Origin of the sequence: Psychrobacter fozii (assembly GCF_003217155.1) — a bacterium.
GTDB classification, from domain to species: Bacteria; Pseudomonadota; Gammaproteobacteria; order Pseudomonadales; family Moraxellaceae; genus Psychrobacter; species Psychrobacter fozii.
The window spans coordinates 496342-519491 of record NZ_QJSU01000001.1 but is presented as its reverse complement, the minus strand read 5'-3'; the positions used below and the strand labels follow the sequence as shown (position 1 = coordinate 519491).

The 23150-nt window shown below is 41.7% G+C and carries 20 protein-coding genes; 13 read left to right on the top strand and 7 right to left on the bottom strand.

The window, feature by feature from the left end:
• The first annotated feature begins 17 nt into the window (after nt 1–17).
• The 8 genes from infB (at nt 18) to pnp (ending at nt 9370) form a co-directional block, all read left to right on the top strand.
• Nucleotides 18–2741, top strand: a complete 2724-nt coding sequence (infB, locus tag DFP82_RS02145; protein ID WP_110922070.1) for a translation initiation factor IF-2 — start codon at nt 18–20, stop codon at nt 2739–2741.
• 203 nt (nt 2742–2944) lie between these two features.
• Nucleotides 2945–3334, top strand: a complete 390-nt coding sequence (locus DFP82_RS02140) for a ribosome-binding factor A (protein ID WP_110922069.1) — start codon at nt 2945–2947, stop codon at nt 3332–3334.
• A gap of 9 nt (nt 3335–3343) precedes the next feature.
• Nucleotides 3344–4417: a tRNA pseudouridine(55) synthase TruB gene (gene truB / locus DFP82_RS02135; protein ID WP_110922068.1), complete on the top strand. Its 1074-nt coding sequence runs from the start codon at nt 3344–3346 to the stop codon at nt 4415–4417.
• Nucleotides 4418–4823: 406 nt separating this feature from the next.
• Nucleotides 4824–5348 (top strand): type 1 glutamine amidotransferase domain-containing protein, encoded by a 525-nt coding sequence (locus tag DFP82_RS02130; protein WP_110922067.1) that lies wholly within the window; start codon nt 4824–4826, stop codon nt 5346–5348.
• Between the two features lie 74 nt (nt 5349–5422).
• On the top strand, nt 5423–5584 hold the full coding sequence (locus DFP82_RS14660) for a hypothetical protein (protein ID WP_181416216.1): 162 nt from the start codon (nt 5423–5425) through the stop codon (nt 5582–5584).
• A 116-nt stretch (nt 5585–5700) separates the two neighbouring features.
• Nucleotides 5701–5877: a hypothetical protein gene (locus DFP82_RS14655; protein WP_181416215.1), complete on the top strand. Its 177-nt coding sequence runs from the start codon at nt 5701–5703 to the stop codon at nt 5875–5877.
• A 400-nt stretch (nt 5878–6277) separates the two neighbouring features.
• The gene (gene rpsO, locus DFP82_RS02125) at nt 6278–6544 is read left to right on the top strand and encodes a 30S ribosomal protein S15 (protein ID WP_110922066.1); all 267 of its coding nucleotides are present in this window, start codon (nt 6278–6280) and stop codon (nt 6542–6544) included.
• A 723-nt stretch (nt 6545–7267) separates the two neighbouring features.
• Entirely contained in the window at nt 7268–9370 is a 2103-nt protein-coding gene (gene pnp, locus DFP82_RS02120; RefSeq protein ID WP_110922065.1) for a polyribonucleotide nucleotidyltransferase, read from the top strand.
• 232 nt (nt 9371–9602) lie between these two features.
• Here the strand turns inward: pnp and DFP82_RS02115 are convergent, their stop codons facing one another.
• The 4 genes from DFP82_RS02115 to DFP82_RS02100 all read right to left on the bottom strand — a co-directional run bounded on the left by DFP82_RS02115 (nt 9603) and on the right by DFP82_RS02100 (nt 13233).
• On the bottom strand, nt 9603–10166 hold the full coding sequence (locus tag DFP82_RS02115) for a macro domain-containing protein (protein WP_110922064.1): 564 nt from the start codon (nt 10164–10166) through the stop codon (nt 9603–9605).
• A 28-nt stretch (nt 10167–10194) separates the two neighbouring features.
• Entirely contained in the window at nt 10195–10695 is a 501-nt protein-coding gene (locus DFP82_RS02110) for a hypothetical protein (RefSeq protein WP_110922063.1), read from the bottom strand.
• 120 nt (nt 10696–10815) lie between these two features.
• Nucleotides 10816–11073, bottom strand: coding sequence for a YheV family putative metal-binding protein (locus tag DFP82_RS02105; protein WP_110922062.1), 258 nt, complete (start codon nt 11071–11073; stop codon nt 10816–10818).
• On the bottom strand, nt 11074–13233 hold the full coding sequence (locus tag DFP82_RS02100) for a M3 family metallopeptidase (protein ID WP_110922061.1): 2160 nt from the start codon (nt 13231–13233) through the stop codon (nt 11074–11076). It lies immediately after the preceding gene.
• Nucleotides 13234–14029: 796 nt separating this feature from the next.
• Here DFP82_RS02100 and DFP82_RS14650 point away from each other — a divergent pair.
• From DFP82_RS14650 to DFP82_RS02085, 3 genes are all read left to right on the top strand, one after another.
• Complete coding sequence (locus DFP82_RS14650; RefSeq protein ID WP_181416214.1) at nt 14030–15142, top strand: AOC03_06830 family ribosome hibernation factor; 1113 nt, start codon at nt 14030–14032, stop codon at nt 15140–15142.
• A 207-nt stretch (nt 15143–15349) separates the two neighbouring features.
• Complete coding sequence (locus tag DFP82_RS02090) at nt 15350–16108, top strand: endonuclease/exonuclease/phosphatase family protein (RefSeq protein ID WP_110922059.1); 759 nt, start codon at nt 15350–15352, stop codon at nt 16106–16108.
• A gap of 123 nt (nt 16109–16231) precedes the next feature.
• The gene (locus DFP82_RS02085) at nt 16232–17227 is read left to right on the top strand and encodes an NADP-dependent oxidoreductase (protein WP_110922058.1); all 996 of its coding nucleotides are present in this window, start codon (nt 16232–16234) and stop codon (nt 17225–17227) included.
• Nucleotides 17228–17251: 24 nt separating this feature from the next.
• Here DFP82_RS02085 and DFP82_RS02080 read toward each other — a convergent pair whose 3' ends face one another.
• From DFP82_RS02080 to DFP82_RS02070, 3 genes are all read right to left on the bottom strand, one after another.
• A complete protein-coding gene (locus DFP82_RS02080; protein WP_110922057.1) occupies nt 17252–17869 on the bottom strand; it encodes an alpha-ketoglutarate-dependent dioxygenase AlkB family protein in 618 nt (205 codons plus the stop codon).
• Nucleotides 17870–17877: 8 nt separating this feature from the next.
• Nucleotides 17878–18768, bottom strand: coding sequence for an alpha/beta fold hydrolase (locus DFP82_RS02075; RefSeq protein ID WP_110922056.1), 891 nt, complete (start codon nt 18766–18768; stop codon nt 17878–17880).
• Between the two features lie 90 nt (nt 18769–18858).
• Nucleotides 18859–20766, bottom strand: a complete 1908-nt coding sequence (locus DFP82_RS02070; protein WP_110922055.1) for an ABC transporter ATP-binding protein — start codon at nt 20764–20766, stop codon at nt 18859–18861.
• A gap of 349 nt (nt 20767–21115) precedes the next feature.
• Between DFP82_RS02070 and DFP82_RS02065 the strand changes: the two genes are divergently transcribed.
• Together DFP82_RS02065 and DFP82_RS02060 are read left to right on the top strand one after the other, a co-directional pair.
• Complete coding sequence (locus DFP82_RS02065; RefSeq protein WP_110922054.1) at nt 21116–21964, top strand: EamA/RhaT family transporter; 849 nt, start codon at nt 21116–21118, stop codon at nt 21962–21964.
• A 182-nt stretch (nt 21965–22146) separates the two neighbouring features.
• On the top strand, nt 22147–23037 hold the full coding sequence (locus DFP82_RS02060; RefSeq protein WP_110922053.1) for a fructose bisphosphate aldolase: 891 nt from the start codon (nt 22147–22149) through the stop codon (nt 23035–23037).
• Nucleotides 23038–23150: the final 113 nt, after the last annotated feature.

Sequence of the window (23150 nt, the reverse complement as noted above, 5' to 3'; positions counted from 1 at the left end):
ACAGTAGGTGATAATAAATGGCAGATAAGACCGTCAAAGAACTGGCAGATATGGTAGGCAAAACTGCAAGTGCTGTAAAACAGCAATTAGTAGATGCTGGACTACCTGCTCGTGCAGAGGATGACCTAGTCTCAGAAGTTGAGCAAGAGAAGTTGGTGACGTATTTAAAGCAAAGTCACGGTCAGCAAGAGAAGCGTCGTATTAGTCTCAAGTCTAAAACGACTAGCACCGCGCGTGTGACTGGCTCTTCAGGTAAATCTAAGAGCGTCAATGTTGAAGTGCGTAAAAAGAAAGTATTCGAAAAGCCTGATCCAGAAAAAATGGCTGAAGAATTGGCTGCGCGTGAGCAAGCGATGATTGAGTCGCAAGAACGTGCTGCTAAGGACGCTGAAGAGCGTGCTGCTACTAAGAAAAAATCTGAAGAACGTCAAGCAGCAACCTTAGCTGCGATGCGTGCAAGCTTAGGTTCTAGCAAAAAATCTGATGACAAGAACGACGATATTTCAACGTCAGTTGTTGTGAAAAAAGGTGGAAAAACGACTGTTGAAGTCAAGCCTAAAGAACAACCGAAGAAAAAAGTCGCTGCTACGAAACCAAAAGTTGAAACAGCAGTAGAGCGTAAAGCTCGTGAAGCACGTGAAAAAGAAGAAGCACGTTTACGTGAAATCGAAACAGAAACACGTCGTGTTCAAGCTGAAGAAGCGCAAAAGCGCACACTTGAGCAAATGCGTAAAATGGCTGGTAAATATACGGATCAGCCTGCTGCTGAAGTTCGTAAAGATGAGCCATTGGCTGAAGGTCTAGTCGGTGACGCATTAGAAGAGTCATTTGAAAAAGAACGTCGCGAAATCAAGCGCGGTGCAAGCAGCACTGGTGCTCGTGGTCGTCGTCGTAAAAATCAAGATGAGCGTGAGATCAAAAACCGTAAAAACGGTTTGCGCTCAACGCAAGCATCACAGCATAAATTTGAAAAACCTGTTGAAAAAATCGTTTATGACGTTGAGATCAGTGAGCAAATTACAGTAGCTGATCTTGCTCAACGTATGGCGGTTAAAGCTCGCGAAGTGACCAAACTGCTTATGAAAATGGGTGAGATGGCTCGTGAGTCAGACACTATTGATCAAGCGACAGCAAGTTTACTTGTTGAAGAAATGGGTCACAACCCAGTTCCAGTCAGTGATACTAAAGTTGAAGATGACTTACAGTATGCGGTTGATGAGCGTAGTAGCAACGTGCAAACGCGTCCACCAGTTGTAACCATCATGGGTCACGTCGACCATGGTAAGACGTCACTACTAGATAAAATTCGTGAAACGAAAGTTGCGAATGGTGAAGCTGGCGGTATTACACAGCATATCGGTGCTTACCATGTAAAAACCGAGCGCGGTGTTATTACTTTCCTTGACACACCAGGTCACGCAGCCTTTAGTGCAATGCGTTCACGTGGTGCTCAAGCGACTGATATTGTTGTACTTGTCGTTGCAGCTGACGATGGTATGATGCCACAAACGGCAGAAGCCATTGATCATGCACGTGCTGCTGGTACGCCGATTATTGTTGCTATCAACAAAATGGATAAGCCAGGCGCTGATCCTGACCGCGTTCTTAATGAATTGACGACGAAAGAAGTCGTATCAGAAGAATGGGGTGGTGATACACCAATGGCACGTATCTCAGCCAAAACAGGCGAAGGTATCGACAACTTGCTAGAGTTTATTAGCTTACAAGCTGAGCTAATGGAACTAGAAGCCCCTGTAGATGGCGCTGCACAGGGTGTCGTTATTGAATCAAGACTTGAAAAAGGTCGTGGTCCTGTTGTTAGTGTCCTAGTTAAAAAAGGTACATTGAAGCAAGGCGACTTGGTTCTAGCTGGTGAGCATTATGGTAAAGTCCGTGCGCTAACAGATGAGCATGGTCAACGTATCCAATCAGCTGGTCCTTCTATCCCTGTAGAGATTTTAGGTCTGCCTGAAACGCCAGCCGCTGGTAGTGAATTCTTAGTCGTCACTGATGAGAAAAAAGCTCGTGAAGTTGCTGACTTTAGAACCAACCGTGAGCGTGAACGTCAACTTGAACGTCAAAACGCCATGCGTCTTGAAAGTATGTTCGATCAGATGGAACAAGGCGATGTGTCATTCTTGAATATCGTATTGAAAACGGATGTTCGTGGTTCACTTGAAGCATTGCTTTCTGCACTAAATGAGTTGTCAACTGACGAAGTTAAAGTCAGAGTGATTAGCTCAGGCGTTGGTCCTATCTCTGAGTCTGACGTAACACTTGCAGAGTCTAGCGAAGCAGTATTACTAGGTTTCAACGTTCGTGCGGATGCTACTGCACGTCGTAAATCAGATTCTGCCAACATGGATATTCGCTACTATAGTGTCATCTATGGCTTGATCGACGATGTAAAATCAGCAATGAGTGGTATGTTGGCTCCTGAACATCGTGAGAAAATCCTTGGTGTTGCAGATGTTCGCGAAGTATTCCGCTCTAGTAAGTTCGGTGCAGCTGCTGGTTGTATGGTCGTTGAAGGTACAATCTATCGCAACAAGCCTATCCGCGTATTGCGCGCTGACCAAGTTATCTTTACTGGTCAATTGCAATCATTGCGTCGTTACAAAGAAGACGTCAATGAAGTACGTACTGGTATGGAATGTGGCCTAGCGGTACGTGGTTACGATGTCGAAGCTGGTGATAAGATCGAAGTCTTCGAAATCCAAGAGTTCGCACGTACTATCTAAAGTCGCTGTTCGATATAAAGGTCTCTAATAATGCAATACGCTTAATCCGCTGAGCATATTAGTATACCTTTCATATCTAGCTGTACTTAGGCCTAACAGGTACATCCTGCTAGGCCTTTTTTAACAAATATCAGCCCTTAAATGTATTAATAAGCAAATGGGCTAATCAATGAAAATAAGCCCTACCAAATTAAGGTAATAAAATGAACCAACGTTTACAACGCTTATCCGATCAAATTCAGCGTGAGCTTGCTGTTCTTATTCGTGATGAAGTTAATGACCCACGCTTGACTGGTTTTGTCACTATTTCTAGTGTCAAGGTTAGCCCGGATTTAGGGTATGCTGATGTCTATGTCACTATCATGGAGCCTGGGCTCAATGATGCGATGACCAAGACCAATCACGAAGAGAGCGTTACCGTACTGAACAAAGCAGCAGGTTTCTTACGTACTGAACTAAGCCACAGTCTAAAGACACGTACTACACCGCGCTTGCGTTTTCATTATGATGAAGTGACCGCTCGTGGTAATTACATGATGGATCTGATTAGCCAGGCTGTCACTAAGACAGAACAAAATGAGAATGACGAGTAAATCTATATTATGTCTACATCGCCCAAGCAAGCTGATAAAACAAAAGTCTCAGGAGTTATCTTAGTAGATAAACCCCAAGGTATGACCTCACAGCAAGTGGTGTCAAAGGTGAAATATCTGTTCAAATCACCGAGTCATGACAGCAAAAAAGCGGGACATACGGGTACGCTTGATCCAATGGCAACGGGTCTATTGCCGATTTGCATGGGTGAAGCAACGAAGTTCAGTCACTATCAGCTTGATGCTGACAAATCCTATGAAGCAGTTATTTTGCTTGGTGGTCAGACCGATACTGGCGATGCAGATGGCAAAATCGTTGAGCAAGCAGCTATTCCAACTTTCGGTACTGCACTATTAGAGCAAGTTGCTCAGCAATTTTCAGGCGCTCAGCAGCAGATACCTCCAATGTATTCTGCACTAAAAAAAGACGGTAAAAAACTCTATGAATATGCCCGTGCTGGTATAGAAGTAGAGCGAGCCTCTAGAGATATTGTGATTAAGGCGATTGATTTAAAAGCAATTGATCACGAGCAAATCCAATTGACAGTGACTTGTACTAAAGGTACGTATGTACGTGTTCTTGGTGAAGATATTGCTAAAGCACTAGGTACATTAGGTCATCTGACAGCATTACGACGTACGCAAGTGGGTGATTTCAACATTGATAATGCGATTGCCTTGCCGGATTTAGAAGCGCTAGCGTTGGATAGCCGACAAGAGCAACTGATGCCAGTGGATGCTTGTATCAATATTGACGCTGAAATGATATTGACGACTGAACAGTGTACTCGTATACATATGGGTCAACGTCTAAATGTGTTTGAGCAACTGACAGATGATATCAAAGCGTACATAGCAGGCAATATTGACAGCGAATCATTGGAAAATAACGAAGTAGCTGTTAATGTTAATCAGCAATTTATTTCTGAAACAGATGATAGCGAGCAGCTTACTGATACGAAGCCATTGAAGCATGAAATACCGGTGGATATTCGCTTGATAAACGAAGATGGTCAGTTTTTAGGTTTAGGTGCAGTCAGTCTGAATGGTCGATTACAGCCAAAAAAATTAATTCAGCGTTAGTTTTATTCTTGTTAAATAAGTCGCGATAAAGCCTTTTTGGCTTACTAACAGTTTACACTAATCACATATCCTCACATTTTATTGCAGGTTTCACCTATGGTGGAACCTGTTTTTTTTGTACATTAGATATGTCAGCTAGGGAAAGCCAGACGAAATAATTAATATAATAAAACGATAAAAACAAAAAGTAAGAAAAACAAAAATCAGGCTAATAAGAAAAACTCACAATAATAAAAAACTAGTATGGAATAGTTCTAACAAGGAAGGTTGTACGGCCCAAGGCTCGACACTTAATAAAAATAACTCGACGCTCAATAAAAATAAAAGGCACTAATAACAAGAAAAATAGGCAAATCAATAATAAATTTTCTTATATAAAATCACAAATATAAAGACAGGAAGTATTATGAAAACTATCGCTTTTTTACTACACAATAACTTCGAACAAGCAGAGTACGAAGAGGTTAATAACCAACTTAAAGACAAAGGTTATAAGACAGTTCTTATTACTACTAACGAAGATAAAGAAGTCCAAGCGATGAATCAAGAGGTCGATAAAGGTGATATTTTCACCGCTGACATCTTTGCAAGTGAGGCCAATGTTGCCGATTACGATGCGTTGGTGCTACCAGGTGGTACTGTAAATGCAGATACCATCCGAGGCAATAAAGAAGCTCATGGAATAATTAACGCTATCAATAATGCGAATAAGCCATTGGCTGTTATCTGTCATGCACCTTGGGCACTCATTAACACAGGTATTGCTAAGGGTAAAACATTGACTGCTTATCCTACGCTTCAGACAGATTTAGAGAATGCTGGCGCAAATTATGTAGATAAAACAGTACAAGTTGATGGCAATCTTATCACCTCGCGTAATCCAGACGATATAACCAATTTTGTTGATGCTATCGATAAAGCACTATCTTAGAATCTTTGCTATCTAATCGCCAAACAAGCATCAAAATACTTTAATCATTCATAACCATAACTAAGGAAAATATTATGTCAAATTCTAACCCAAACGATACTAAGCTTGAGCAACAACGTTCTGATGCAGCCACTGAAGCGCTCAAAGATCAGACTGAAAACAATCACTCAGCAGATACTGAAGCAGCTGCAGACCGTATTGCCGATAATGTAGAAAGTACGAAAGAAGGCAAATAATTTGTCCAATGTGTTTTCTAGAGTAGAGCTATACTAATATATTTATAGTTTACACGTTTCAGTATTAATGAGTGCAATCGCATTTAGTCCAAAAAAATAATAATTCAGGAGCTAATATGAGTAATTCACCGAACAATATGGACGAGCAAGAAAAAGAAATTGAGAAGCTTGCAGAAGAGATTAATCCTAGCGAACATAGTGCCCCAGATAGCTTAGCGGAAGTCACTACGGCGGCACCGCTCGGAGATGACGAACTTGGTGGTAATGCTACTGAGAGCGATATCAGAAAATAAATAGCGCTATCAGTTGACTCAGTTTGTAAATTACTAGAGTTTGTAAATGACTAGGCTTAATGTTTTCGATAGAAGCTGATTTAGCCGTAAAACTAATGTGAAAAACTGCTGCGAGTTCAGCAGTTTTTTGTTATAATCAGCGTCACATTTAAATTTAGTTTAGATGGGATATTGTATCGAGTAGACTATTCAAAACGGATGGCTATATTAGATACTGTCTCATAGCAGCTTAATATAAATGATCGTTATAACTAATTGAGCTTGTCGTACACTAGGTCAACTCTAGTAATGCAGGGTTGTCCTGAATGACGTGCAAGTTACTTTATTTACTATTCTACTGCTTTTAAAACGACTCAAATTCGAGTGTATTTTTAAGCTTTTAGCATTGCCGGAGATATTTATGCTAACTAATACTGATCGCGAACAAATCATTGCTCAATACCAACGTGGCGAAAGCGACACTGGTTCACCAGAAGTTCAAGTAGCTTTGTTAAGTGCTCGTATCAACGATCTACAGAACCATTTTAAAGCGCATAAAGCGGATCATCATAGCCGTCGCGGTCTTATCCGTATGGTTAACACCCGTCGTAAATTGCTTGATTACCTAAAAGGTAAAGATCTTGGTCGTTATACCACCCTTATTAGCCAGTTAGGTCTACGTCGTTAATCTAGCGACAACTGTGCGAGTGGCTGCCAAATTAAAAAGTGCCCGTATGTGGCATTACTTTAAAGGTTTTGCTAAGCCGCTTAGCACTTGCTCGCTAATATCGATAAAATAGATTTTCCTAAAAACGGTGTGGAATAGTTTCACGCCGTTTTTTTATGCTTATCAGTATGAGTTATTAAGAGTTGTTGTCTTAACTGATATAGCCATCTGAGAGTAAGTGATAAATAGCTGATTAGCGATAACATTGATGGTTTAATCAGAACTGAAGTGCGAACTGGCAGGATATGCTCCATTTTGCAATTCATTGGTCAATGACTATAAATCACTGTAAAATAATGCCTAGTAAGTTTTATCATATGGCTGCTAGTTATATAGCGATTATTTACAGAGTGATTGGCTGTAGCCTAGCCCCTATAAATATAAATACTTAAAGAACACAGAAAATATCATGTATGTTAGTTTTGATCACTGATGCCTTTTGTATGAAGGCCTTTGATGGTATTTATAGTACAACCGAATTTGAACGACCACATATACGTAAGCGTACGATGTCTATCATAGACATATATATGAGATAAATAGGTAGCGATATTGACCCTAATTGACATCACCCTACAACAGGAGCCTTGTCAATAAACGGCTATATACAAAGAATTTTAATGACAGATATCAGGTTTTTATAGCGCTGATATTATTTTTGTCAGTCAACATTAGGAATATTATATGACAATGTTTAACACTATTAAGCGTGAATTCCAATACGGTAACCAGCAAGTTGTTATCGAAACTGGTCGCGTAGCCCGTCAGGCAAACTCTATTTTAGTTCACATGGGCGGCGTTACCGTCCTAGTTGCTGCGGTCGTAAAATCTGAAGCCAAAGCAGGTCAAAGCTTCTTTCCGCTAACTGTAAACTATCAAGAAAAAATGTATGCAGCGGGTAAAATTCCAGGTGCTTATGGCAAACGTGAAGGCCGTGCAAGCGAGTTTGAAACATTAACTTCGCGCTTAATCGATCGTCCGATTCGTCCGCTATTTCCTGAAGGCTATGTTAACGAAATTCAGATCACTGCGACAGTCGTTTCATCAGATAAAACTCAGTCTGCTGATATCGCTGCACTAATCGGTGCTTCAGCGGCATTGGCTATTTCTGATGCGCCATTCAATGGTCCAGTTGCAGCGGCACGTGTTGGTTTTATCAATGGTGAATACGTACTGAACCCAACCATTGAGCAGCTCAAAGAGAGTGATCTTGATTTGGTTGTGGCTGGTACTAAGTCTGCAGTATTGATGGTTGAATCTGAAGCGGCAGAGCTTTCAGAAGATCAGATGCTAGGCGCGGTATTATACGGTCATCAACAGCAGCAAATTGTTATTGACAACATTGCGTCAATGGCTGAAGAAATCGGTACTGCTAAGCAACAGTATAGTGCCCCTGAACGCGATCAAGCGCTTACCAGCAGCATGAAAGAGCAGTTCGGTGAGCAAGTTGCAGACGCTTACACTACCACGGACAAGCAAGAACGTTACGCTAAGCTTGACGAAATCAAGCAGTCAATTATTGATGCGCTTGCTGGTGATGCTGAGTCAGAAAGTTATGCTGATACCGTAACTGAGCTTAAAGAAATCTATAACGACCTTAAGTATCGCACGGTTCGTGACAATATCTTGTCAGGTAAGCCACGTATCGATGGTCGTGATCTTGAGACCGTTCGCGCGCTTGATGTACAAGTTGGTGTATTGCCGTTCACTCATGGTTCAGCACTATTCACTCGTGGTGAGACGCAAGCATTGGTTACGACCACATTGGGTAACAGTCGCGACGTCAACATGATCGACTCGCTAGGTGGCACTATCCGTGACCATTTCATGCTGCATTACAACTTCCCGCATTTCTCAGTAGGTGAAACGGGCCGTGAAGGTATTCCAAAACGTCGTGAAATCGGTCATGGCCGTTTAGCACGTCGCGGTGTACAAGCAATGCTTCCAGATAGCGAACGCTTCCCATATGTTATCCGTGTGGTATCAGAGATTACTGAATCAAACGGTTCATCTTCTATGGCGTCTGTTTGTGGTGCAAGTTTGGCATTGATGGATGCAGGCGTACCATTAAAAGCACCAGTTGCTGGTATTGCGATGGGTCTGGTCAAAGAAGGCGAGCGTTTCGCTGTACTATCAGACATCTTAGGTGATGAAGATCATCTTGGCGATATGGACTTTAAAGTTGCTGGTTCTAAAGATGGTATTACTGCGCTGCAGATGGATATCAAAATCGAAGGTATTACGCCTGATATCATGGAGCAAGCGCTTAAGCAGGCTCATGCCGGTCGTATCCATATCCTAGATGCGATGAATAAAGTATTGCCAGAGAGCCGTACTGAAATCAATGCTCATGCGCCTAACTATGCGGTTATCGAAATCAATCCGGACAAAATCCGTGATGTAATCGGTAAAGGCGGCGCGATGATTCGTCAGTTAACTGAAGAAACTGGCGCAGTTATCGATATCGATGATGGTGGCACGATTCGTATCTTTGGTGAAAACAAAGCAGCGACTAAAGCAGCAATTGGTAAAATCGAAGCATTGACTGCTGAAGTTGAAGTTGGTAAAACTTACGAAGGTACAGTTGCCCGTATTGTTGACTTCGGTGCATTCGTTAACGTATTGCCAAACACTGATGGCCTAGTACATATCTCACAAATCGCAGAAGAGCGCGTAGAAAATGTATCAGATTACTTGAAAGAAGGTCAGATCGTTAAAGTCTTCGTTCAAGACGTTGATAACCGTGGTCGCATTAAGCTGACTATGAAAGGTATTGAGCAGAACTAATTTTTAACAATTGGTTTTGTTTAATTTAGTACAAAAAAACCGCTTTGAGCTACTCGTCATGAGTATTCAAGGCGGTTTTTTTATGGGCATTATATCTTAGATATATATAATATTGGACGAGGTTATGACGCTAAACGACTAGATATCAGCTCTACACTCACTGAGGCTTACCACTGCTAATAACGGTACTTTTTGGTGCTATATTGTCTTAACCATTTCGGCTTATTCCATTTTAAAATTCAATATTTCTAGGTACATGCACGTCGATACGTAAATTAGGCAGATCTTGTAGTTTCTCAATCAGTAACGGCAAAATATCCGTATCCCAATCTAAAGGAAGTGAGTTCATTGAACTTCGTGTTTCAGGATCGTTATTCCGTGCATTATTATGTATAAGCGGACGTGCAAGTATGGCAATTCTACGGATACCTTGATAGCGTATCAAAGGTATGAGCTGCTGCTGAAACTCAGTCAATGCTGCAATCAACCAACGCATACGTGCTGGATGGTAAGGATGGTCTGATATAACAAGATTGGCGATATAATTTGGTTGATTGCCATTACTGCTTATGCCAAGTCCAGCTTGCTCAAGTATGCATTTGTGAAGCAAGCAACTACCCACATTTAGACTACCATCACGGCACGCGCGATAGTAATGTTGATAATTATCAGGAAATAAAGTCTTAGATTTTGTGAGTACAGGATCTAGAAGAACACCTGCCGTATTGACGGGCAGAATAAGTAGTTGTGCGCTACTCGTGAGAATAGGGGCGTGGGTTAATTGTAGAGTCGCCATTGCCAGCCCCTTTATAATAAATATAAATTTATTTGACCTCAGTCTTAACAGTACCACTCGCTTCTAGTTGAGCTATCTGTTGTTCAACCAATGTAATTTGCTCTGCTTTCATGTCAGCCAACTGCTTATTCATAGCAAGTTGTTCGGCCAATAACTTCTCTTGCTCAACTAAGCGGTTGGTTTCGTCATTGAGACGATCGCTCTCTTCTTTGGCCAAACTGTCCGTTTCTGGTAAAGGCGCGCTCAAAATAGCATCGGGATCAAGCGATTGATTATTTGAAGATACAGGTACATCTGTATCTTCCAAATCGCTCGTCACACTATTAAGTGGCGTAGAAATAGACTCTGTCGCTTCAATTTGTTTTGTGACTGGTAGAGATGTGCTTGTATCAGACAAAGCACTTTTCCAAATCAAGTAACCAATAAATAGCATTGCTAATATCAATGCTAGCAACCATTTTTTCCAAGATTTAGTAGAACTTTCTTCTGATAGTTTAGTTGATAAAGGACGCATATTTTGGCTTTTCATATTGTAGTCGATTTATGTTAGAAATATAGATAGCCATACTATAGCAAACTCAAAATAAAAAGCCTATCTATTGATAGATAGGCCAGTAGTGATTAGGACTTGACGCGTAATATCAGATAATTAGGATTTGAACTTCACTGTACCACTTGTACCCGTGACCATTGCATCACGAGCCAGTTGATCCTCGAGATGGTTTTTGGCACTGATCGCATCAGGGTCAGGGCGATGCTCTGCGTGCCCACACAAAGTACACTCGATATATTCATCAGGTGCAGGAGTCACGATATTCACCTGCACGACCGCGTCTATCGCTTGGCACTTTGGGCAGCGAACGCCTGCTAAAAACCGGCGTTTAGGGCTTGATGATTGATAGCGCATTTAAACCGCCTCTTGAGTCGTTTGAGCATTGGCAGCGTTGATATTTTTAGAGCTATCAAAACCACTATGACGTAATAAAGCATCGATGCTGGCACTACGACCACGGAAGTTCTCAAAATTGGTTTTGGCTGGAAAACTGCCACCAACGGACAAGACAGACTCGCGGAAAGCTTTACCTGTGGCTGGGTTAAAAATGCCGTCTTCTTCAAACTTACTAAAGGCATCTGCGGATAACAGTTCTGCCCATTTATAAGAGTAATAGCCAGCCGCATAACCCCCTGCAAATATATGGCTAAAACCGTTGGCAAAGCGGTTGTAATCTGGCGTTTGCATGATAGAGATATCGTTGCGCACTGTGTTCAGAGTTGCTAAAACACCATCGTAATCAAGTGCTGGCGAATGTCCATGAATCAACAGGTCAAACAGAGCGAATTCGATTTGACGCAAGGTTTGCATGCCGCTTTGGAAGTTTTTGACAGCCAATAGAGCATCAAGTTTGTCTTTAGGCAACGGCTCTCCGGTCTCGACATGACTACTAATCAGTGCGATACCTTCCGCATCCCATGCCCAGTTTTCCATAAACTGGCTTGGTAGTTCAACTGCATCCCATTCGACGCCATTGACACCAGCGACATCACCGACAGTCACTTGGGTTAGTAAATGATGTAAGCCGTGACCGAACTCGTGGAATAAGGTCAATACTTCGTCATGAGTCAATAAGCTTGGCTTGCCCGCAAGTGCAGGCGTGAAATTGCCGACCATAAAGCAAACAGGCAGCTGTTGGTGATCTTGCTCGTCATAAGTATAACGCGACTGGAAACCACTCATCCAAGCACCGCCTCGCTTACCACTGCGTGCAAATAAATCGAAGTAGAAGCCGCCAAGTAAATGGTCGTCAGCATCAAATAACTGATAAAAACGCACATCTTCATGCCAGCGTGACACAGATTCACTTTTCTCTTGAACTTTTATGCCGTACAAGCGCTCAACAATGGCAAATAAACCATCAATCACTTTTGGTAATGGGAAGTAAGGTCGTATTTCTTCTTGTGACAAGCTAAATTCGCTTTGCTTTACTTTTTCAGCGATATAGGCGCTGTCCCATGACTGCAGGTCATCGATACTATGGTTCTTCGCGTATTTTTGTAGTTGTGCTAAGTCCTGCTTAGCAGTAGGCGTTGCTTGCTCTGCTAAGTCTCGTAAGAAGGCTTCAACTTCCGCTACGTTGTCAGCCATTTTGGTCGATAGTGAGACTTCTGCATAATTATCGAAACCTAGTAGTTTTGCTTTTTGCTCACGCAAGCTTAGAATTTGACTCATGATATCAGCATTGTTTAGCGACTCACCTTTGGCATTGGTATGCTTATCAAATTCAGATGCACGGGTAACGTAAGCACGGTACATAGTCTCACGCAAATCGCAATTATCAGCATGGGTCATGATAGCGAGATAGACAGGAATGTTTAAACTTGCCACATAATAAGGCGTTGGTAACGTCTCAATATCAGCTTGCGTGAGCACACCGCTGGCAAGCTGACGGACTTTGTATTGCTCACCTGCATCTGCCAATAATGCCAAACCACTTTCGGTCAAACCTGCTAACTGTTCTTCTTGTAAAGGCAGTGCAAATGCTTGTGTGGCATCTAAAACATGATCAGAGAATGTTGCCGATAAGGTAGATAGTTTGCTTTGAATGGCAGCAAATTTTTCTTGTTCAGCTTTAGGTAGTGCAACTCCTGATAACTCAAAGCTTCGTAGTGCAAGCTCAATGGCACGTGATCTCGCAGGCTCAAGCGTCGCAAAAAATGCTGTGTCATTCACGATCGTTTGATAACGATTAAATAGTGGCTGATGTTGTCCTACGCGAGTGCCATAAGCTGATAGTTTAGGCAGTAGTTCATGATGTACATGACGGATTTCATTATTACTCATCACACTATTCAGATGCGATAGGATACCCCAACTGCGATCTAGCGCGAGATTGATATGATCAAAAGTCATCACGTCTTCTAGGGCGGAAGTACTATTATCTATGGTATCTGTCATCGCATCTAAAAATGCATTGGCACTATCGATAGCATTGATAACTTGGGCTTGTAACATGCTCGGCGTAGCAGTGGCAAAATCGACAAGCCGTAAGTCTGAAGAAATAGATGTCATAAAGGTATCCGGTATTAGTGAATGAATTATTATTAAGTAAGTGTGATGTGATAAAAATATTAATTAACCAAAAATGTAGTGCGTTGAGTTTTTAGTATCTTGTGATTTCATATGTAAGTTATATAAAAGATGGGTTCGTTTGATAAAAATACAACCTGAGTAATCATAATATAGAGAGTAAAACAACGAAGTTAGCGACATACAGACTATATGGAACAAAAAAACTCAACGTCTATGGTGATAGAAATCTTTCTATTTACAAAGAACCATCATTTGATTGCAAATTAGCCGTATAGATAGGGTGACCTTACTGTTAGCATCGAAGTAATAGCACAAAAAAATAATCGTTAATGCGTTGATATCCAAGGTATTAAGATTCTATGTATTAAATATCGACTACATAAACTGATATGAAAGTATGTACGGACTCGGAAGAAAAGTAATAGAATACTAGGGCGTGTCCTCATTTTAAAAATGGTGATAAAAATGAGATGAATTGCCGTCAAACAAGGAAAATGGCGCAGATAATATCGAGATATTGACCAGCTATTTGACGCCGTTTGGCAAGATTTAGCCATTTTTAACCCATTTAGATAACTATCGATTGAATTGAGGACACGCCCTAATCAAAGAGGATATGATTAAATTTCCTGACACATAAAAGTAGGCATTTATAAGGCCTCGATTTTTTATCAGTTTTAAAAGCGTACATTGCATAAGTGGTTAGTTATTAATAACTGACACCTAGAAAATCTACAACGTTAAGAGTAAATGATAATAAAACAAGGAGCAATATATGAAAGCAACTCTCAAAAGCTTACGCGAGACCAATGCCAATCCTGCGGTCAGTATTTTTGTCAAGACTCATCGTGAGCATCCTGCCAATGATCAAGATCCAATCGCTCTAAAAAACCAATTAAAAGTAGTCGAAGAACGCTTAACCAATGAATACGACAAGCGCACAGCGACTACTATTCTAGATAATATTCATGCCAAAACGAAAGAGCTAAACCATAACTTAAATCTCGATACTTTAGCTATTTTTGCCAGTACTGAAGATGTGCAAGTGATTCGTATGCCGATTGATACCACTGAACGTGTCATGATTTCACATCGTTTTGCGACTCGAGATTTGGTACGTGATATGGCCAGTGCGGTTCATTATTATACGGTAGTGCTAACCCGTGATGGTGCACGTTTGATCGAAGCATCTAATGATCGAGTCATTAGAGAGTTAGGTAAAGACGATGATGTGCAAAACAATATGGACAATATCCCGTTCCCAATTGAAAATAATGGCCTGTATACAACAGGAGATGGCGGCACAGATCGCTCGTCGAACAATGAGAGCAGCTATTTAAAAGAGTTCTTTAACCAAGTAGATAAGAGTGTGCAAGAGCTATGGGGCGAACATAAAATGCCACTCGTGGTCGTGGGCGATGCCAAAAATATCGGCTATTATAAAGAAGTATGCGACCGTCCAGATAACATCATTGCCACAGTATCAAATGCAACCAACTTAGAAGATGGCCATGCCCAGCATATCATCGACAGTGTGCAAGAAGCAGTAGAAGGCTATCGTACGTCGCTACATCAAGCAGCCATGGGTGAGATTGATAAAGCTCGCGGTGCCAATATGTTACAAACCGATTTACAAGAAATTTATCGTAGTGCGTTCCAAGGGGTGGGTGAGACACTTTATGTGCGCCGCCGATATATCCAGTCTGCTAAAATTGATGAGCAAGCACAGACATTGAGTATCGTAGATGATGCTACCACCGAAGGTGTCACTGATGATGCAGTAGGCGAAATCATTGAGCATGTCATTCACAATGGTGGTAAAGCGGTATTCTTACCAGAAGAAATCATGGGTGCAGATCAACCGATTGCTTTGGTAACCCGTTACTGATTTGCTAAGACACTCCATCAATGAGAGTTATGTATGAATTAGCCATTGATGGCGGATAGGTATAACATGGAAGCATTGGTTCTATACGAATCAATGCTTTTTTATGTTGATGGTTTTTGACCTTTCTTTATTCAATATTTTTGCGATAAATTTTGAAGAAGCGCTATCAATCCTTACTTTATAAATACTAAGTCTATGACTAATAAAATGAAAACTACGACCTCTTTTGTTCTAACCAGCTATAACATTCATAAAGGCATGTCGCCATTAAATCGACAAGTCAAAATGCAAGGTATTGCCCAAGCACTTGACATCGTTGGTTCCGACATACTGTGTCTGCAAGAGGTACAAGGTCAAAACCTGAAGCGAAACCTGCAATACAATGAATATCCTGACCAATCACAGCATGAGTGGTTCGGTGAGTATTTACAGCTACAGAATAGCTATGGCAAAAACTCAGAGTACGAGAATGGTCATCATGGCAATGCCGTATTGAGCCGTTTTCCTTTAGACCCAAAACATAATGTGAATATTACTGTCAATAAGCTAGAGCAGCGCGGCGTGTTGCATTGCGAAGTACAGCCGATAGGTTGGGAGAGACCGGTTGTGGTGCTGTGCGCGCATTTGAACTTGTTTGAGCGTGATCGTATCAAGCAATACGAAGCCATTACTAACTATATATGTCATGAGATTGCTGATGATCAGCCCCTGATTTTGGCAGGTGATTTTAATGATTGGAAAAAAATGTCCTGCGATAAGCTGGCCACTAGTCTAGGGATGACGGAAGCCTTTAAACACTGCCATGGTAAGCTGTTGCCAACATTCCCAGCCAAATTACCTGTACTCAGTCTAGATCGCATTTATGTGCGTAATCTAAAGATAAAGGATGCGTGGGTACACAATGGTAAGCCTTGGTCGACGCTGTCGGATCATCTGCCAATCAGTGCAGAGTTGTCGCTGTTGTAAAATACATCTAAAACCGTTATAAAGTAGTTGTCAGTATTTTTTGAAATTAACGTTTTATTAAAACAATACCAATCAAAATAGTGGGTGCAAAAAACGCCCGATAATATATAAGGATATATAACGATGTCTAATAGCCAACTACCAACGACCCAACATGCTGTACTCATCAATGAGTTCGGTACACCTGAAGTGATGACTTACCAAGACAAAGTGGCTGTGCCTGTATTAGAAGATAACCAAGTATTGGTCAAAGTCGCTTATGCTGGTATCAACCCTGTCGATTATAAAACACGTCAAGGAAAAGGTTGGGGTGCTGCCGCCATTCAAAAAGAAAAATTCGATAATAATGAATCAGCTATTTTAGGTTTCGATGTATCAGGTGAGGTGGTCGATAGTAATAGCGAGCATTTCGGTATTGGCGATCAAGTTGCTGCGCTGACTTTCAATGGTGGTGGTTATGCTGAGTATGTCGCAGTCGACGCCCAACTCTTGGCAAAAGTACCAGAACCAGTGACATTGGAGCAAGCAGGTGCATTGCCTTGTATCGGACAGACGGCGATACAGTTTGTAGAATTTGCAGATATTAAAGATGGTGAGCATGTAGTGATCAATGCACCAGCGGGCGGTGTCGGTCACTTATTGATTCAGCTACTGATGAATAAAGTGGCTAAAAACAATATCAAAGTGACGGTAATTTGTTCACCAGAAAAATATGCCAAGCTTGGTGAGTTGATAGATGTATCTAAGCTGGCTGGCTGGATTGACTATACCAAAGACGAGGTATTTCCTGAGTTAAAAGCCGATGTGCTACTAGATTTAGTTGGCAATGAAGCAGGTGTGCGAGCGCTTGATGTCATGAAGTCTGAAGGTGATGTCTATGTATTACCAACGATTTGGGTTGATAAGCTTAAAGAAGCAGGCAGCCAAAAGAACTTAAATGTGGCGGGTTATAAGTCGCAGCGTAGTGGTGAGGACATGGCTCGAGTTTTACAGCTTGTTGCGGATGGTGCGTTGACGTTACGTATTCAGCAAACTTATCCATTGTCTGACGTGGTTGCGGCTCACCATGAGCTACAAAAAGGCGATGCTTTCGGCAAGATTGTTTTGAAAGTAAGCTAAGATACGCTCTAAACTATATTCAATCTAAGGCGATAGTATTTGTCGAAATGTTAGGCTAATACGTCCCGTTGCAACGGTTTTAGTTTTTGTAATGGTGTGCTTCCAGAATTTTTGTGTATCACCATGCATGACTACTAACTGACCTGACTCAAGATGAAGTTCAACTTTGTCTTGGGTTTTTTTATGCTTTAAAACAAACTTGCGTGTGGCACCAAGAGATAGTGAAGCGATAACTGGCTGAGCACCTAATTCCTTTTCATCATCTGCATGATAGCCCATACCATCAGTACCAGACGGATAATAATTGAGTAAACAAGAATTAAAAGTAGTATCGATGCCAATACTTGATAGCTGTTGCTCGATGTATTGTTTCACGTGAAACACAGAGTCTGTCCATGGAGTGGTGTGGCGTGATTGTCCAGAGTAGTGGTAAGTAGTATTGCTTTCGCCCATCCAAACGATTTGACGTGTGGTGATATGACTCTGTCCAAACAATGTCACGATATCAGATTGCCAAGGTAGCTCATTTAATAAGCGGTCGTACAAAGTATCGCAGTTCTCAGCCACAACACCGAAGTCGTTCACATTACCATTATAAGGCAATAGATTGTCAGTCGGTGCAGGGGAGAAGAGGTCAGTCATAAATACGCTTACTTGCTACTTTGATAGTTCTCGTTGATGATTTGAGCGCATAATTCAGGTGCTTCCATCGGCAACAGATGACCATATTCTGATAGGGATATTATGCGATTGTCCGGTACGAATTTGCGCCACTGCTTACGCACTTTATCATTGATAAACAAAGTAGGCTTGCCTGTAATCAGCGTATAAGGACATTTGAGCTGCTTGAGTGCGCTATCGATATGAGGGGCGCCAAAATAGTTAGCAAGCTCTTGCTCGGGTGCAAATATCAAGGTATAGCTGCTATCAGGATTTTTGATTAAGCTTTGTTCAGCGAATATCCGTAAGTGTGCATCGCTGATACGTCGATAGGCACGTTGCTCGCGCAAGTTCTCATAATAATCATCGATACTTGACCAGATAGTTTGTTTGGCTAGTGTGCTTTTAAACGGCTCACGGTTTAGCAGAAGCTTACGTGGCAAGAGGTTATATAATCTGGCTTGTCTTTTAGTAAAGGTCACAGGCTCTATTAAATATAGCTGTGAAAACAGTTCCGGGCGTTTGGCCGCGGCGATTGCAGTGGAAGTTGCTCCTTGAGAATGACCAATACCAACGACGGGCTTGTCTTGTGTTCTTTCTAAGAATTCAATAAGTATCTCGGCATCTTGCTCGCGCGTTAGACGACGACGTTGTGGTTTGTCATACCAGTAGCCGCGTAAGGCTAGGGATTGGATGTCAAAGTTAGTTGCCAAAGCACCTAGTAGTGGTAGGTAGGTACCAACAGTGAAGCTATTGCCACCATAAAAGTGTGCCGGTACACGTGAGGTAGTGTTTGATGGTACCGATGGTGCAAGCCGACTAAGATTATAGTAGCGCGCTTGTTTTCCACTAATATTAATACTTTTTGCAAATGCTTTCATAAGGTAAACACCTCCTTGTGTCTGATTTTTAATGAGAATTAACCACTTTTAGCCTATTAAGATGACTATTGAGTGAATTGAATACACGCCTTAGCTGTCTTCACCTAAGAAGCCACCACTTTGACGATGCCATAACCGTGCATAGACACCATGCAGAGCCAATAGCTCATCATGACTGCCTTGCTCAATGATTCGACCTTTATCCATGACGACCAGTCGATCAAGTGCAGCAATGGTAGAGAGACGATGAGCAATGGCAATGACTGTTTTGCCAGTCATAATGTCATTCAGGCTTTCGGTAATGGCAAACTCAATCTCAGAGTCAAGTGCACTGGTTGCTTCGTCCAATAGTAAAATCGGCGCGTTTTTTAGCATAACACGTGAGATGGCAATACGTTGACGTTGTCCGCCAGAGAGTTTGACACCACGTTCACCGACTTGGGTATCCAAACCAACATTGCCTTTGTCATCATATAAGTCTTTGATGAAGTCCCAAGCTTGGGCTTGTTTGGTAGCTGTAATTATTTCTTCGTCGGTTGCATCAGGGCGGCCGTAAGCGATGTTTTCACGGACGGTACGATGTAATAAAGACGTGTCTTGGGTGACCATGCCGATTTGTTGGCGTAGAGACTCCTGAGTAATCGCATCAATAGCTTGACCATCGATCAGAATTTTACCGCTATCAACATCAAAAAAGCGTAATAGTAAATTCACCAACGTTGATTTACCCGCCCCAGAGCGGCCAACTAAGCCTATCTTCTCACCTGGCGCGATGTCCAAATAAAAGTTATCGAGAAGCTTGATAGTAGAGGTTGCTGGTACTTTCGCTTCTTCTACATTTTGGCTTTCGATATTATCGGCATTGTTATTACTTTCATAGCTAAAATCTACGTCATCGAAGACGATACGACCTTTAGATACGTCTAAAGCGGGCGCGCTTGGCTGATCGACAATGGTTTGTGGGGCCGACAGTGTGCGCATGCCATCTTGTACCGTACCGATACTTTCAAATAAACTGGCAGTTTGCCACATAATCCAACGTGTCAGACCATTCAAACGTAGTGCCATCGCTGTCGCAGCCGCAAACGCGCCCACACCGACGTCTCCTTGCTGCCATAGATATAAACCAATACCAGCAGTACTACTGACCAAAATAACACTGATAAGATGAGTCGAGACTTCTAGATAACTGACCCAGCGCATCTGTGCATGGACAGTGCCTAAAAACTGCCCCATGGCATTTTTAGCATAACCTAGCTCACGGCGTGAATGACTAAATAGCTTGACGGTCATGATATTGGCATAAGCATCAGTAATGCGCCCCACCATCAACGCACGAGCATCTGCCTGAACAATGGCAGTGTGTTTTAATTTAGGAATAAAGTACCAAATGCTCAGGGTAACCAAGACAAACCAAATGATAAATGGAATTAATAGTAAGCTGTCTAGGTTGAATAAAATAATACCCGAGGTAATAAAGTAGACAGAGACATACATGAACATGTCGGTAACGGTCATCACGGTATCACGCACAGCCAGTGCCGTTTGCATGACTTTTGCAGAGACGCGTCCTGAAAATTCATCCTGATAAAACTGCATTGACTGCCCAAGCATACGCTGATGAAAACGCCAACGCATTTGCATCGGGAATACACCTTGCAGGGTCTGAAAATGAATGAACGATGATAAGGCAATCCATAATGGGCTGACTATCATAACTGCTAGCATCATCAGCAGCATATCGCCTTTTTCTAACCATAAATTCTGCGGTGTATACACGCCGAGCCAGTCGACGATATTACCAATCCAAGCAAATAGCATCGCTTCATAGATACCAATACCTGCTGACAAAAGCATGAATAGCAGTAGCCAACCGCGTAGACCTTTGGTACACACCCATAGGAATTTGAGCATGCCATCACGAGGTGAGGGTAGCGGCATAGGGGAATCAGGGAAAGCAGGCAGGCGAGTTTCAAAAAAGCGAAATAGAGTATTCATAGGTAGTCATAAAACATCAATAGCAGTACGCCAAAATCAACGATATCACCCGTTATTTTGAATCGTTACTTTAGTTATTAGGATTGCTCGCTATTTTAGCAAACTTCACAATTAGACCTGCATGCTAATTGTAATTTGAACGGTATAGGTCAATTAGTTATTAGGTCTTGTCCTCAATTCAATCGATAGCTACGCAAAAATATTTTGTTACATGTTATTATTCTACTCTTTTGGGCAGCTCAAATGTCATATGCAAACTTTCTGGTTTTTGAATTTGCTGTTTTTTTGAACTTTCTGCTTTTTTGAAAAGTCATCACGCAAAAATGGTCGTTTAACAAGGTAAAAGCTCATGGTGTACTTAACGATAGCGGTGTTTTGTAGCGTCGCTGTTTCAGTGTTATTAAAGATTTTACGGCAAAAAAATATAGACATCCGTCAGACCATCGTTGCTGGTTATCCAGTGGCTTGTTTATTAACTTGGCTTTTGCTAAAACCAGATATAAGCGGGATGAGTACCCTTGGTAGTGCATGGGGTGTGATTGGCGCTCTCGGTATAATGCTACCTGCCGTGTTCATTATCCTTGGGCGAACAATCGAAGCAGTGGGTATGGTCGCGACCGATGCAGCACAGCGTCTATCATTAATCATTCCTATCGTGGCCTCTTTCTTATTGTTTGGTGAGCTAATCACGGGTACGCATATATTGGGATTGGCGTTAGGATTTTTGGCGTTAGCAGCTTTGGTCTATCGTCCACAGCATGCTGAGATTAGTCAGCAGGCCAAACACACTCCCATTTGGTTGTTTGGCGTATGGGCTGGCTATGGCATCATTGATATCTTATTCAAGCAGGTTGCCAAACAAGGTACTGCTTTTCCACTTACGTTATTTGTCAGTTTTGGGTTGGCAGGTTTATTACTGCTGATTTATTTATTGGTTACTCGTGTGCGCTGGCAAGGAAATGCGATTGCGGCAGGATTGCTGCTGGGAACACTAAATATGGGTAATATCTATGCCTATGTACGGGCCCATCAAGTAATGCATGACTCTCCCAGTATCGTCTTTACTGGTATGAATGTTGGTGTTATCGCTGTCGCTACTTTGATTGGTGTTGGGATCTTTAAAGAGCATCTTAATCGTATTAATGTATTGGGCTTATTATTAGCGATTTGCTGCGTGGCGCTACTGTTTTTAGCATAAAAAGTTATTCTAAAGACGTGAGTATGGTGACGACTTTATGAAAGCGTTAACCGATCAGATATAGGCGTAAAGAGTGTCCTATGTTAAGGTTGTCTACAAACAGCAAGGCTGATATAAGTTGACAAAAAGCAGTTGGTTTTGTGACACTTGACCTCAATCAATAAAAATAGGATGCACTCTTAATGGAATACGAAAAACAATTACAACGTATAAAAACCAGTTCAGGTTTCATCGCAGCACTTGACCAAAGTGGCGGTAGCACACCGAAGGCGCTAGAAAACTATGGTGTCACAAGTGATGATTATGATAATGACGAAGCCATGTTCGACTTAGTACATGAGATGCGTGCTCGTATGATGACTTGCACCGCTTTTGATAATGAGCGTGTACTTGGCGCGATTTTATTCGAAGATACCATGGAGCGTGAGGTTAAGGGCAAATCAACGGCCAACTATCTGTGGGAAGATAAGAGTATTGTGCCATTTTTGAAGGTAGATAAAGGTCTGGCTGAGCAAATGAATGGCGTGCAAGTTATGAAGCCAATGCCGAACTTAGACCTATTATTAGACAAAGCAAAAAATTATCCCGTATTTGGTACTAAGATGCGCTCAGTCATCTATGAGCCAAATGTCGATGGTATTGAACTGGTTGTACAGCAGCAGTTTGATGTCGCAAAGCAAATTATTTCAAAAGGCTTGATGCCAATTGTTGAGCCTGAAGTAGATATTAATAGTAGCAAAAAGCATGAATGCGAAGTTATATTGAAGACCAGTATTTTGCATAATCTGGAGCGTTTGAACGATGAGCAGCAAGTCATGCTAAAACTGACATTGCCAGAGGAATCAGGTTTCTATCAAGAGCTGATCGATCATCCAAAAGTATTAAAAGTTGTGGCGTTGTCTGGCGGTTATAGCCGTAGTGATGCTTGTGATAAGCTTAAGCAAAACCCCGGTATGATTGCCAGTTTCTCGCGAGCCTTTACTGAAGGCTTGAGTAAGCAGCAAAGCGATGAAGAATTCACCAGTGTCATTGATGCGTCAATCAAAGAGATTTATGAGGCGTCGAAGGTTTAAAGTTAAAGATTGAAAGCGAATTTATAATCCCAGTAAATGTTATGTTTGCTGGGATTTTTTTATAGTTTTTATTATCAATAAAAAGTAAACTTGTGTTTATTTTTAATAAGGCT

Excerpts from the sequence above, each read along its gene's own strand:
- DFP82_RS02090 (WP_110922059.1), top strand. The coding sequence starts at position 15,350 with ATGAAAACTACGACCTCTTTTGTTCTAACCAGCTATAACATTCATAAA.
- pnp (WP_110922065.1), top strand. The coding sequence starts at position 7,268 with ATGACAATGTTTAACACTATTAAGCGTGAATTCCAATACGGTAACCAG.
- DFP82_RS02115 (WP_110922064.1), bottom strand. The coding sequence starts at position 10,166 with ATGGCGACTCTACAATTAACCCACGCCCCTATTCTCACGAGTAGCGCA.
- truB (WP_110922068.1), top strand. The coding sequence starts at position 3,344 with ATGTCTACATCGCCCAAGCAAGCTGATAAAACAAAAGTCTCAGGAGTT.
- DFP82_RS02140 (WP_110922069.1), top strand. The coding sequence starts at position 2,945 with ATGAACCAACGTTTACAACGCTTATCCGATCAAATTCAGCGTGAGCTT.
- DFP82_RS14660 (WP_181416216.1), top strand. The coding sequence starts at position 5,423 with ATGTCAAATTCTAACCCAAACGATACTAAGCTTGAGCAACAACGTTCT.
- DFP82_RS02110 (WP_110922063.1), bottom strand. The coding sequence starts at position 10,695 with ATGAAAAGCCAAAATATGCGTCCTTTATCAACTAAACTATCAGAAGAA.
- infB (WP_110922070.1), top strand. The coding sequence starts at position 18 with ATGGCAGATAAGACCGTCAAAGAACTGGCAGATATGGTAGGCAAAACT.
- DFP82_RS14650 (WP_181416214.1), top strand. The coding sequence starts at position 14,030 with ATGAAAGCAACTCTCAAAAGCTTACGCGAGACCAATGCCAATCCTGCG.
- DFP82_RS02070 (WP_110922055.1), bottom strand. The coding sequence starts at position 20,766 with ATGAATACTCTATTTCGCTTTTTTGAAACTCGCCTGCCTGCTTTCCCT.
- rpsO (WP_110922066.1), top strand. The coding sequence starts at position 6,278 with ATGCTAACTAATACTGATCGCGAACAAATCATTGCTCAATACCAACGT.
- DFP82_RS02060 (WP_110922053.1), top strand. The coding sequence starts at position 22,147 with ATGGAATACGAAAAACAATTACAACGTATAAAAACCAGTTCAGGTTTC.
- DFP82_RS02065 (WP_110922054.1), top strand. The coding sequence starts at position 21,116 with ATGGTGTACTTAACGATAGCGGTGTTTTGTAGCGTCGCTGTTTCAGTG.
- DFP82_RS02085 (WP_110922058.1), top strand. The coding sequence starts at position 16,232 with ATGTCTAATAGCCAACTACCAACGACCCAACATGCTGTACTCATCAAT.
- DFP82_RS14655 (WP_181416215.1), top strand. The coding sequence starts at position 5,701 with ATGAGTAATTCACCGAACAATATGGACGAGCAAGAAAAAGAAATTGAG.
- DFP82_RS02105 (WP_110922062.1), bottom strand. The coding sequence starts at position 11,073 with ATGCGCTATCAATCATCAAGCCCTAAACGCCGGTTTTTAGCAGGCGTT.
- DFP82_RS02080 (WP_110922057.1), bottom strand. The coding sequence starts at position 17,869 with ATGACTGACCTCTTCTCCCCTGCACCGACTGACAATCTATTGCCTTAT.
- DFP82_RS02100 (WP_110922061.1), bottom strand. The coding sequence starts at position 13,233 with ATGACATCTATTTCTTCAGACTTACGGCTTGTCGATTTTGCCACTGCT.
- DFP82_RS02130 (WP_110922067.1), top strand. The coding sequence starts at position 4,824 with ATGAAAACTATCGCTTTTTTACTACACAATAACTTCGAACAAGCAGAG.
- DFP82_RS02075 (WP_110922056.1), bottom strand. The coding sequence starts at position 18,768 with ATGAAAGCATTTGCAAAAAGTATTAATATTAGTGGAAAACAAGCGCGC.